This is a genomic window from Pseudomonas sp. ERMR1:02 (assembly GCF_002277815.1).
Taxonomy (GTDB): Bacteria; Pseudomonadota; Gammaproteobacteria; order Pseudomonadales; family Pseudomonadaceae; genus Aquipseudomonas.
The window spans coordinates 115,779-127,865 of sequence record NZ_NKJI01000012.1 but is presented as its reverse complement, the minus strand read 5'-3'; the positions used below and the strand labels follow the sequence as shown (position 1 = coordinate 127,865).

Here is a 12,087-nt window from a genome sequence, read left to right as displayed (position 1 = left end):
CCTGCAGTGATGCAGGCCTTTTTGTTTACTTGAGTTTTGTATTGCTGCAGAAGGCCTCTTCGCGGGCAAGCCCGCTCCCACATTTGATCCGTGTACGCCTCGGTCCAATGTGGGAGCGGGCTTGCTCGCGAAAGCGATTATGCAGTCGCCGCAGCCCCCTCAGGCTCAACCACCGCCACCAAACCCTCCTTCATCCGCTTGGCATCCTTCACAAAACACCGCGAAGCCAACACCAGAAACACCATCGTGAAAAACAACGCCACCGGGATCAGGTACATCGCATCATGCAGACCGACCGCCTTGAACGCCTCGGTCATCTGCTCGGCACCCGCCGATAACATGGCCGTATGCGCAAAGTGATCGGACAAGGCACCCACCACGACCGGCCCCAGGCCACCACCCAACAGATACAGCCCGGCGAAGAACAGCGCCATGGCCGTCGCCCGCAGACGCGGCTCGACCACATCCTGGATCGCCGTGTAAACGCAGGTGTAGAAGTTATAGGCAAACAGCCAGCCCACACTGAACACGGCGACGAACACACCGATCTCGATCCTTCCTGAATGCAGCGCCCACGCCGTGCACAAGGTGGAAATGATCAGGCTGAACGCGGCAAACAGCAGGCGACCATTGGCGATACGCTGGTGGATCTTGTCCGCGACCCAACCACCCAGAGTGAGCCCGACCAACCCGGTCACGCCGACGATTATCCCGGTCGCCACCGCCGCTTCCTGCAATGGCATCAGGAAATAACGCTGCAGCATCGGCACCAGAAACGAGTTACAGGCATAAGTGGCAAAGTTGAAGCACAGCCCGGCCAGCACCAGCCACAGGAAGGTCGGCACCGCCAGGATACGGCGGATCGGCCGGTCAACCTTCTCCTGCGACACTTGCACGCTTTCAGCGGCACCGCGTTTGGGCTCCTTGATGAAGAACATGAAGACCGCCAGGATCAACCCCGGCACTGCGGCGATGAAGAACGGCGCGCGCCAGCTGTCGAACGCCTTGACCATCGCACCGATGGTGAAGAACGCCAGCAACAGCCCCAACGGCAGCCCAAGCATGAAAATCCCCATGGCCCGCGCCCGGCGATGCGCGGGAAACAGGTCGCCGATCAACGAGTTTGCGGCTGGCGCGTAACTGGCTTCCCCGATGCCGATACCCATGCGCACGATCAGGAAGCTCCAGAACTGCCGACCATTCCGTTGACCGCGGTCAGCCCACTCCAGGCTGCCAGGCCCCAGCCCATCAACTTGCTGCGCGAGCCGGTATCCGCCATCCGCCCCAGGGGCAGGCCGGCGATCGCGTAGACAATAGTGAATGCCGTACCGATGATCCCCAGCTGAAAATCGCTGAGATGCCATTCCATGCGGATCGGTTCGATGATGATGGCCGGGATGGTGCGGTCGAAAAAGTTGAACAGATTAGCCAGGAACAGCAGGAACAGAATGCGCCAGGCATTCGCCGCTTGGGTCGAGTTCTGCATGGGTCCGTCTCTTTTATTGTTATGGGGCTTCACTGCCAGAGCATCCGAGCCCGGAACCTGCAATCTAGTCAGGCCCGCCCGCGCTGTCTGTAATCATTCGTAAAGCTGATACCCGCCCATGGACCCCGCCGCGGCCCGTGCGGAATGCCACAACTGCGACCTCGTTCAGGGTTACCTGCTCAGCCCGCCGGTGCCACTGGCTTAACTACGTCCGGTGCTGAACGAAATCAACCAGCGCAAACACGCGTACACCCTTACGTCGTTGAATCTGGTTCACGGTACATCTGCACTAATGTAGACGGGTCTTTTTCCAGAAATCCCTGGGCTGCGTGCAGTCGCATCAGTTGTGCTGCCAGACCGCTGATCGGAGTCGCCGAACCCTGCTCGCGGGAAACTTCACCGCCGTGTCGAGGTCCTTGAGCAAGGTCCGCACGTGCCATTTCACCGGTTCGAACCGGCTCTCGGCCATTTGCGGGGCGAGGATCTGCAAGGGTTTTGAATCGGCAAAACCACCGGCCAACGCCTCGGCAATCAGGCTCGCATCAACCCCGGAACGCTCCGCCAGCGCCACCACTTCGGCAATCACCAGGGCATTGCAGGCCACAATCATCTGATTGCAGGCCTTGGTCACCTGCCCCGCCCCGACAGCGCCCATGTGCGTCACGCGCTGGCCAAGACTCAGCAACACCGGTTTTATTCGCGCAAGATCCGCCGCATCGCCACCGACCATGATCGCCAGGCTGCCCACCTCGGCACCGACCACGCCGCCGGATACCGGTGCATCGAGCCAGCCCATCCCGGTTTTGCTGACAAGCTCTGCCGCCATTTCCCGCGTTGCCGTGGGTTCCAGGCTGGAAAAATCCACCAGCAACTGGCCGCTTTTCGCCCCTTCGGCCACCCCGGCCGCACCAAACACCACCTCACGTACCACTGCTGTGTCCGCCAGGCACAACATCAACACATCAGCGTGCCGGCACAACTCTGCCGGCGTTAGGACCTGACGCGCACCGGCCTCGACCAACGGCGCGCATTTGGCCGGATTACGGTTCCATACCGTCAGCGGATATCCCGCCGCTAGCAGGCGTCTGCACATCGGCAACCCCATCAGACCTATTCCGGCAAACCCCAACGAAGGTAGCGTTGACATCATTTTGCCTCCTTTTGATTAAAGATCACTGAATATTGGCCGATTCATCATGACTCAGGAAAGGATTCCCCCGAGCGATGCTCAGGCCACGGCTCTGACGCTTGGGCCAAATACGCGCTGATAAAAGATGCGAGTTCTCATTCCGTGACGGTTCGACGACAGCGTGTCGCCCGACCAAACCAGCCCAGGTACATGGCGAACAATGACTTCTAAAAATAACCCGGCCACTGCGGTATCCGACCTGACCTTGAGCCTGCGGCGAACAGCCCTGTCCCGTCGAAGCCATTGCTCCCGTCACGCCCGCTGGCGACTCAGCAATACCTGTACTTCACCGAAACCAATACTGACCGTATCCTCGATAACCTCGACGGACTGCGCGACATGGTATTCCCGCGTCCTCCGCACCTGGACGGCGACAACGAGCAGCACAACAATCAGGAATTTCCGTCGGTGTGCCTGATCGGCCTGGGTCGCTGCGGTTCGAATATTGCGCTGGATGTCGCGGAGCTGGTGTACAACGCCCGCAAGTTCTACCTCAATGAATTCAACAACGAGGATCGCCTGTCGCCGGACAAGCGCTTCGCCGAAAAGGCTACAGCCCGGCACAGTGGATTCGCAACAACCTGCGCCTGATGCCCAACAAAGCCACCAAACCGGTGTTCCTGGTAGAACCGCTGGTGATGCTCGGTGACCTCGACAAAGATATCGCCGGTCGCATCCGTTTCTCACGCAAGGGCGAAAAAAGCGGCTTCCTGCGCGACTACAGCAAAATGAAAATCATGGACTTGTCGGAAGTCCACGCCGGTGGCGCCGGTAACGCACCGATTCTCGGCCAATACCTGGCCAAGATCATCCTGAACAAGGACACCCAGCGTTTCTCCAGCCCTGACTGGAAGATGATTCACTCGTACCTGATCGACAGCTGCGGCATCAAGGCCAACCAGTCGCGCCTGTACTTCTCGATCTTCAGCGCCGGCGGCGGTACAGGTTCAGGCATGGCCTCGGAATTCGGCCTGGCCCAGCAGCACTCGTACATGAACAAGACGTTCGACACCAAGCCGATCGACGAGCACGACAGCAAGAGCGGTCACTCCTTCGTCTTCGAACCGATCTTCACCAGCGGCATTTGCGTGCTGCCGAACATTTCCGATCACCGCAGTGAAATGTCCGAAGCGCTGCACATCAACGCCGGTCGTCTGCTGTGCAAATACCTGTCGGAAGAGTGGGACTTCTCCTACAACTTCGCCAACGAAGACAGCAGCGAAGCCAGTGTCATGGGCCGTATCCGCCCGTGGAACGCGATGATGCTGATCTCCAACGACATCATGCGTTACGCCGAAGAAAGCGACGATGGCAACATCCAGAACATTGATGTCAATGCCATGGAAAAGCATGCCAACCAATACATCTCGCAGCAGATCTTCAACATTCTGACGGCGCAGGCGGTGACCACCGACTACGACCAGAACTATTTCCGTCGTGCCGGCATCGACATCGGCGAAACCATTCGCCTGGATGCCAACGACCTGTTCATGAGCCTGGCCGGGCCGGTGGCGATTGCCTACGCCGAGTCGGTAGTTCCGGAAACCCCGGTGCCTACCAGCGACAAGTTCAAGGTGTTCGAGAAGGAGCCGCAGCGCCTGAACATCGACGATCTGTTCTTCCGTTCCATCGACCTGCCGCACTTCAACAAGGTCACCCAGGCCATCGAAGGCATCAGCCTGCTGCCGATCGAGTCCAAGCGCTATCGCGCCGCGCTGGAGCAGTACAAGAACTCTGGCTATGACGCGGCGGCCCTGCACGACCTGCATTTCTTCAAGAACTGCTCGTCGGTGGTGTCGATCGTTTCCTTGCCCAAAGACTACAAGCTGTCCTACATGGACTTGAACCGGTTGAAGACTCACCTCAACAACCTGTTCCCCAATACCACACTCAAGCGCTATGCGCTGGTGATCGGCGCCTCGGCCAACCTGTCGCTGACCACCCTGATCGCCAAAAGCCCGTGCCTGTCGGACGACTTCCTGACGCTGATCGTGGCTTTCATCAAACGTTGCTTCGCGCGCAGTCCGTACCGCTTCGACGAAACCCTGGACAACTCGATGCTGGACTTCATCATCAATGAAGAATTCGACGAAGAGCGGATCGACGACCTGCTCAACGAGTTCGAGAACCCGGCGAAGATCCTCGATACCAACTGGTACGCGATCAAACCGATGTACGAGAAAAAGTACCGCGAGCTGATCAACGACAAGGACAAGTTCGTCTCGATCAACGACATCCGCCTATCCCGGGATTGCGTGAAAAAAGCGATAAAGTACCTGCGCGAGATCTACCGTCATCGCATTGGCAAGACCAAGGTTATTTCGCTGAATAACCATACGGGTAAGACCGCCTAATAAAAGCGCCACTCCCTTGATCGTTCCCACGCTCTGCGTGGGAATGCCTCACCGGACGCTCCGCGTCCGCTTTTTGGGACGCAGAGCGTCCCTGGCTGCATTCCCACGCGGAGCATGGGAACGATCACACACCAACCTCCAGAAACAATTAAGCAGCCCTCAGGCTGCTCGCTCAACTGTTCCCGTTACGTTTACGTCACCGTGAGGCTGTGGCTTTTCTCTACGGCAACATGCCATCACGCTACTCGGCTACACACTTTTAGACGGCAACGACGCGCACCAAAGAGGTGCGCACATTCAGGCCTTTGCCCTTTCCTGGATCAGAATCCAGGGCGAAACGACCACCGCCCATAACTCCGGATCACGCTCAAAAGATCTAGCGCCCGCGTTTCAGACAGCTTGGCGACCTTGTCGGCGGCCAACCAGGCAGCCACTTTCTGGCCTTCGTCGGTAGCTACGGCCTCGGCGGCGGCGATCAAATCCAGGCCAGGGTCGACCCACAATAGGGCACCCTTGGCGAAGAACGGCTCCAACTCCTTCCAGGTAATAGATGCGGTTTCACCAAGCAGCTTGGCATAGAGGGTGCTAGGTTCTTCAGTCATGGGTCCGGTCCGGAAAAGAAATCGACGCAATGATAACGTCGGTGGTCTGGTAGAAAACCCAGATGCAAATTGAGTCACTGAATGAAAAGAGCAGGAAAGCCAAGGAATGCACGGAATCTGGCTATAAGCCCGTCACCACCCGCCGCAATTCTGTCTTTTTCTTTCAAAAAAGCGACACCCCCAAGTTTTGCCCCCTGGCGCCAGCTTCCCAGGCTGACAATCGGCGCTCTACACTGTACCGGTACAGTTGCCGAGGGGCTTTTCCGGGGAATGTCGTAGATACTGACCCGGTTCTGCTGCCGACGGCGCCAGGACTATAAAAACTACAACAGTAAGAGTGGAGCACTATGACTAAGGCTACTAAGCAGATTTCCAAACTGTTTGCCGCTATGGTTCTGGCCGGGGTTGCCAGCCATTCGTTCGCAGCTGACACCATCAAGATCGGCATCGCCGGCCCTAAAACCGGTCCTGTAGCCCAGTACGGCGACATGCAGTTCAGTGGCGCCAAAATGGCCATCGAACAGATCAACGCCAAAGGCGGCGTAGACGGCAAGAAACTCGAAGCCGTTGAATACGATGACGCCTGTGATCCAAAACAAGCGGTAGCGGTCGCGAACAAAGTCGTCAACGACGGCGTGAAATTCGTGGTCGGTCACCTGTGCTCCAGCTCCACTCAACCGGCTTCGGACATCTACGAAGACGAAGGCGTGATCATGATCACCCCGGCTGCAACCAGCCCGGACATCACCAATCGTGGTTACAAAATGGTGTTCCGCACCATCGGTCTGGACAGCGCCCAAGGCCCTGCCGCCGGTAACTACATTGCCGATCACGTAAAACCGAAAATCGTTGCTGTACTGCACGACAAACAGCAATACGGTGAAGGCATCGCCACCGCCGTGAAGAAAACTTTGGAAGGCAAAGGCGTCAAGGTTGCCGTGTTCGAAGGCATCAACGCCGGCGACAAAGACTTCTCTTCGATGATCTCCAAGCTCAAGCAAGCCAATGTCGACTTCGTCTACTACGGCGGCTACCACCCGGAGCTGGGTCTGATCCTGCGTCAATCCCAGGAAAAAGGCCTGAAAGCCAAGTTCATGGGTCCGGAAGGCGTGGGTAACGACTCCATTTCGCAGATCGCCAAGGACGCTTCCGAAGGCCTGCTGGTGACCCTGCCGAAATCCTTCGACCAGGATCCGGCCAACGTCGCCCTGGCTGACGCGTTCAAGGCCAAGAAAGAAGATCCAAGCGGTCCGTTCGTGTTCCCGGCCTATTCGGCTGTGGAAGTCATTGCCGGTGGTATCACTGCCGCCAAGAGCGAAGACCCTGCCAAAGTGGCTGAAGCCATCCACAAAGGCACCTTCAAGACTCCAACTGGCGACCTGAGCTTCGACGCCAAGGGCGACCTGAAAGACTTCAAATTTGTGGTTTACGAGTGGCACTTCGGCAAACCTAAAACTGAAGCTTCGCCTCAGTAAGGCCTTGCCTGACTGACTGCCAACAAAGCCCACGGCGTGCCGTGGGCTTTGTTTTACGAACGTATTGGGCCGCGCTGGCGTGATCCGCTAGTCTCCCCACCTGAAAATCTCAAAACCGTCATCAGCGGTTCGCTGGCAAACCCCGAATTCGAAGTGGATGCAGATCCGCGGGGCTCGGGCGGGAAAATGACTCCACCAGTGAAATGCGTATCAGGTTTTTAGGAGCGCTGTAATGCCTGACATCTATCACTTCTTCCAACAGCTGGTTAATGGTCTGACCATTGGCAGCACGTATGCCCTGATCGCCATCGGCTATACGATGGTTTACGGCATCATTGGAATGATCAACTTCGCCCACGGCGAGGTGTACATGATTGGCTCCTACGTGGCGTTCATCGCCATTGCGGGCCTGTCCATGCTGGGACTCGACAGTGTTCCGCTGTTGATGACCGCCGCTTTTCTCGCGACCATCGTCGTAACCAGTGCCTACGGCTACAGTATCGAACGGATTGCCTACCGCCCCTTGCGCGGCAGCAACCGTCTGATTCCACTGATTTCCGCCATCGGCATGTCGATCTTCCTGCAGAACACGGTTCTGCTGGCGCAAGACTCCAAGGACAAATCCATTCCCAACCTGATCCCCGGAAATTTCTCCATCGGGCCAGGTGGCGCACATGAAGTGCTGATTTCCTACATGCAAATCGTGGTGTTCGTGGTGACCCTGGTTGCCATGCTTGGCCTGACAATGTTCATCTCCCGCTCCCGCCTGGGTCGCGCCTGCCGCGCCTGTGCCGAAGACATCAAGATGGCCAACCTGCTGGGTATCAACACCAACAACATCATCGCCCTGACCTTCGTCGTCGGTGCCGCGCTGGCCGCGATCGCTGCCGTGCTGCTGAGCATGCAATACGGCGTGATCAACCCGAACGCCGGTTTCCTGGTCGGCCTCAAGGCCTTCACCGCAGCGGTACTTGGCGGTATCGGCAGCATTCCGGGCGCCATGCTCGGCGGGATCGTGCTTGGGGTGGCGGAAGCCTTTGGTGCCGATATCTTCGGCGACCAGTACAAGGACGTCGTGGCGTTCGGTCTACTGGTTCTGGTGTTGTTGTTCCGGCCAACCGGCCTGCTGGGCCGTCCGGAGGTTGAGAAAGTATGACTAGGAATCTTAAACAGGCGTTGTTCAGCGCGCTATTGGTTTGGGCGGTGGCGTATCCGGTACTGGGTCTGAAGCTGACCATCGTCGGTATCAACCTCGAAGTCCATGGCACCAGCACTGCAACGCTGATTACCATCGCCGTGTGCTCGGTGCTGATGTTCCTGCGGGTGCTGTTCGACCAGCAGATCAGCGCGGCCTGGAAATCCTCGCCCAACATGCCGGTAATGCCTGCCAAGGCCAGTAACTTCCTGACCCTGCCAACCACGCAGCGCTGGATCATCATTGCGTTGATCATCGGTGCACTGGTCTGGCCGTTCTTCGGCTCCCGTGGTGCGGTGGATATCGCTACGCTGGTGCTGATCTATGTGATGCTCGGCCTGGGTTTGAACATCGTGGTCGGTCTGGCCGGTCTGCTCGACCTCGGTTACGTCGGCTTCTATGCCGTCGGCGCCTACAGTTATGCGCTGCTGTCCCACTACTACGGTCTGAGCTTCTGGATCTGCCTTCCAATTGCCGGGATGATGGCGGCCACTTTCGGCTTCCTGCTCGGCTTCCCGGTACTGCGTCTACGCGGTGACTACCTGGCGATCGTTACCCTGGGCTTCGGTGAAATCATCCGTCTGTTCCTGCGTAACCTGACCGGCCTCACGGGTGGTCCGAACGGCATCAGCAACATCGAGAAACCAACGTTCTTCGGCCTGACCTTCGAACGTAAAGCCGCTGAAGGCCTGCAGACCTTCCACGAGTACTTCGGCCTGGAATACAACTCGATCAACAAGGTGATCTTCCTTTACCTGGTTGCGTTGTTGCTTGCGCTGTTCGCCCTGTTCGTCATCAACCGCTTGCTGCGCATGCCACTAGGCCGCGCCTGGGAAGCGCTGCGAGAAGACGAAATCGCCTGCCGTGCGCTGGGTCTGAACCCGACCATCATCAAGCTCTCGGCCTTCACCCTCGGTGCCTGCTTCGCCGGTTTCGCCGGCAGCTTCTTCGCTGCGCGCCAAGGGCTGGTGACACCGGAATCGTTCACCTTCATCGAGTCGGCGACCATTCTCGCCATCGTGGTACTCGGTGGCATGGGTTCACAACTGGGCGTCGTACTCGCCGCCACGGTGATGATCCTGTTGCCGGAAATGATGCGTGAATTCAGTGAATATCGCATGTTGATGTTCGGCGCCTTGATGGTGCTGATGATGATCTGGCGTCCTCAAGGTCTGCTGCCCATGCAACGCCCTCACATGGAGCTGCGCAAATGAGCCGCGAGATCCTTAAAGTAGACAATCTGAGCATGCGCTTCGGCGGCTTGCTAGCGGTCAACGGCGTAGCCCTGAGCGTGAAAGAGAAACAAGTCGTGGCATTGATCGGCCCCAACGGCGCCGGCAAGACCACGGTGTTCAATTGCCTGACCGGCTTCTACAAGCCGAGCGGCGGCAGCATCCTGCTGGACGGCGAGCCGATCGAAGGCCTGCCCGGCCACAAGATCGCCCTCAAAGGCGTGGTACGCACCTTCCAGAACGTGCGGCTGTTCAAGGACATGACCGCGGTCGAGAACCTCTTGATCGCCCAGCATCGTCATCTGAACACCAACTTCCTGGCCGGCCTGTTCAAGACTCCCGGGTTCCGCAAAAGCGAACGCGAGGCCATGGACTACGCCGAGTACTGGCTGGAAAAGGTTCATCTGAAGGAGTTCGCCAACCGTCCGGCCGGTACCCTGGCCTACGGTCAGCAGCGTCGCCTGGAAATCGCCCGCTGCATGATGACCCGCCCGCGGATCCTCATGCTCGACGAACCGGCCGCCGGCCTGAACCCGAAGGAAACCGAAGACCTGAAGGCGCTGATCAGCATGTTGCGTGAAGAGCACAACGTCACTGTGCTGCTGATCGAACACGACATGAAACTGGTCATGAGCATTTCCGACCACATCGTCGTGATCAACCAGGGCACACCTCTGGCCGACGGTACGCCGGAACAGATCCGCGACAATCCTGAAGTGATCAAAGCCTATCTGGGGGAAGCGTAAATGCTGCAGTTCGAAAACGTTTCCACCTTCTACGGCAAGATCCAGGCCCTGCACAGCGTCAACGTTGAAGTCCGGCAGGGCGAAATCGTGACGCTGATCGGCGCCAACGGTGCCGGCAAGTCCACGCTGTTGATGACCCTGTGCGGCTCGCCTCGGGCCCACAGCGGCAGCATCCGCTACATGGGTGAGGAACTGGTCGGCCAGGACTCCTCGCAGATCATGCGCAAGAGCATCGCCGTGGTCCCGGAAGGTCGTCGGGTGTTTGCCCGACTGACCGTGGAAGAAAACCTCTCCATGGGCGGTTTCTTCACCGCGAAAGGCGACTATCAGGAACAGATGGACAAGGTCCTCGGACTTTTCCCACGCCTGAAAGAGCGCTTCAACCAACGCGGCGGCACCATGTCCGGCGGCGAACAGCAAATGCTCGCCATCGGCCGTGCGCTGATGAGCAAACCCAAGCTGTTGCTGCTCGACGAACCCTCGCTGGGCCTGGCACCGATCATCATCCAGCAGATCTTCGATATCATCGAACAGCTGCGCAAGGACGGTGTGACGGTGTTCCTGGTTGAGCAGAACGCCAACCAGGCGCTGAAAATCGCTGACCGTGCCTACGTGCTGGAGAACGGCCGTGTGGTGATGCAAGGCACTGGTGAAGCACTGCTGACCGACCCGAAAGTGCGCGAAGCGTACCTCGGCGGCTAAGCCTTTGCGGTAAACAGAAAACGGCCTTCGGGCCGTTTTTTTATGCGTGCCAAAACCCCTGTTGATCGTTCCCACGCTCCGCGTGGGAATGCAGCCAGGGACGCTCCGCGTCCCAAAAGCGGACGCGGAGCGTCCGTTGAGGCATTCCCACGCAGAGCGTGGGAACGATCACCGATGCAATGAACTACAACCGATCCAGCGCCTCACCACTGCGCTTGAACCACCCCATCAAATAATCCGCCAGCACCTGCGTGCGTTTCGGCAATCCACCCTGGTACGGATGCACCAGGTACATCGGCATACTGCGAGTCTGATAATCACGCAGGAGCCAGCGCAAACGTCCGTCAGCCAATTCCGCCGGCAACAAGTAGGACGGCAAGCGGGCAATGCCGGCGCCGGCCAGTGCGGCTTTTTTCAGCAGGTTGTAATGATTGCTGGCAAACGGCCCGGAGACCCGCACTCGCAATAATTCGTGTTGCTGGTGATACAACCATTCCTCGCGACCGCTGTAATGGCTGTTGAGCAGGCATCGGTGCTCGACCAACGCCTGAGGTGTCTGCGGTTCACCGTATTGCTCCAGATAGGCCGGGCTGGCGCAGGTCATTTCGTGCCAGGCCAACAGCGGACGCGCCACCAGTCGCTGGTCAATGGCAACGTCAGAGCGGATTGCGAGATCAAAGCCATCACGGGACAAATCGCGATAGTTGTTGCTCAGGTCCAACTCGATCTGCACCGCTGGGTACTTGCTTGAAAACTCCAACAACAAGCCATCGAAGAAGGTTTCCCCCAGCGAAACCGGAACCGTCATACGTACCGGACCGGCCATGTCGTCCTTCAACCGTGCCAAGGCCTGACGCGCCCTCTCCACTTGTACTACGAGCGCCTGAGCTTGCGGCAACAACGCCGCGCCGGCTGCGGTCAGACTCAAGCGTCGTGTGGTGCGTTGCAGCAAAACCACGGAAAACTGCGTTTCCAGTTGGCTGATGCGCTTGGACAGTTGCCCCTTGCTGCAACCGAGTTGCTGCGCCGCCAGGGTAAAACTGCCTGCCTCGACCAACACAGCGAACGCCGCCAGATCATCCATTTCACTCATGGATTGTTTCCGT

At 58.3% G+C, this 12,087-nt stretch carries 6 protein-coding genes and 4 pseudogenes; 6 read left to right on the top strand and 4 right to left on the bottom strand.

The genetic code is table 11. The features are described from left to right. Nucleotides 1-137: 137 nt before the first annotated feature. Nucleotides 138-1,486, bottom strand: a pseudogene (locus tag CES87_RS20875) (spinster family MFS transporter). A 254-nt stretch (nucleotides 1,487-1,740) separates the two neighbouring features. After that, nucleotides 1,741-2,636, bottom strand: a pseudogene (locus tag CES87_RS20870) (NAD(P)-dependent oxidoreductase). A 199-nt stretch (nucleotides 2,637-2,835) separates the two neighbouring features. On the opposite strand from CES87_RS20870, the pseudogene CES87_RS20865 reads away from it, so the two are divergent. Next, a pseudogene (locus CES87_RS20865) lies at nucleotides 2,836-5,029 on the top strand (hypothetical protein). A 297-nt stretch (nucleotides 5,030-5,326) separates the two neighbouring features. Here CES87_RS20865 and CES87_RS20860 read toward each other — a convergent pair. Continuing rightward, nucleotides 5,327-5,631 (bottom strand): annotated as a pseudogene (locus CES87_RS20860) (DUF2288 domain-containing protein). Between the two features lie 347 nt (nucleotides 5,632-5,978). On the opposite strand from CES87_RS20860, the gene CES87_RS20855 reads away from it, so the two are divergent. The 5 genes from CES87_RS20855 (at nucleotide 5,979) to CES87_RS20835 (ending at nucleotide 10,981) form a co-directional block, all read left to right on the top strand. Further along, nucleotides 5,979-7,106: a branched-chain amino acid ABC transporter substrate-binding protein gene (locus CES87_RS20855; protein WP_128607591.1), complete on the top strand. Its 1,128-nt coding sequence runs from the start codon at nucleotides 5,979-5,981 to the stop codon at nucleotides 7,104-7,106. 232 nt (nucleotides 7,107-7,338) lie between these two features. Beyond that, complete coding sequence (gene livH, locus CES87_RS20850; RefSeq protein WP_128607590.1) at nucleotides 7,339-8,262, top strand: high-affinity branched-chain amino acid ABC transporter permease LivH; 924 nt, start codon at nucleotides 7,339-7,341, stop codon at nucleotides 8,260-8,262. Next, complete coding sequence (locus CES87_RS20845) at nucleotides 8,259-9,515, top strand: high-affinity branched-chain amino acid ABC transporter permease LivM (RefSeq protein WP_128607589.1); 1,257 nt, start codon at nucleotides 8,259-8,261, stop codon at nucleotides 9,513-9,515. The genes livH and CES87_RS20845 overlap by 4 nt, the downstream gene beginning before the upstream one ends. After that, nucleotides 9,512-10,279, top strand: a complete 768-nt coding sequence (gene livG / locus CES87_RS20840; RefSeq protein WP_128607588.1) for a high-affinity branched-chain amino acid ABC transporter ATP-binding protein LivG — start codon at nucleotides 9,512-9,514, stop codon at nucleotides 10,277-10,279. The genes CES87_RS20845 and livG overlap by 4 nt, the downstream gene beginning before the upstream one ends. Next, on the top strand, nucleotides 10,280-10,981 hold the full coding sequence (locus tag CES87_RS20835) for an ABC transporter ATP-binding protein (RefSeq protein ID WP_128607587.1): 702 nt from the start codon (nucleotides 10,280-10,282) through the stop codon (nucleotides 10,979-10,981). A gap of 184 nt (nucleotides 10,982-11,165) precedes the next feature. Here CES87_RS20835 and CES87_RS20830 read toward each other — a convergent pair whose 3' ends face one another. After that, a complete protein-coding gene (locus CES87_RS20830; protein ID WP_128607586.1) occupies nucleotides 11,166-12,074 on the bottom strand; it encodes a LysR family transcriptional regulator in 909 nt (302 codons plus the stop codon). Nucleotides 12,075-12,087 lie beyond the last annotated feature (13 nt).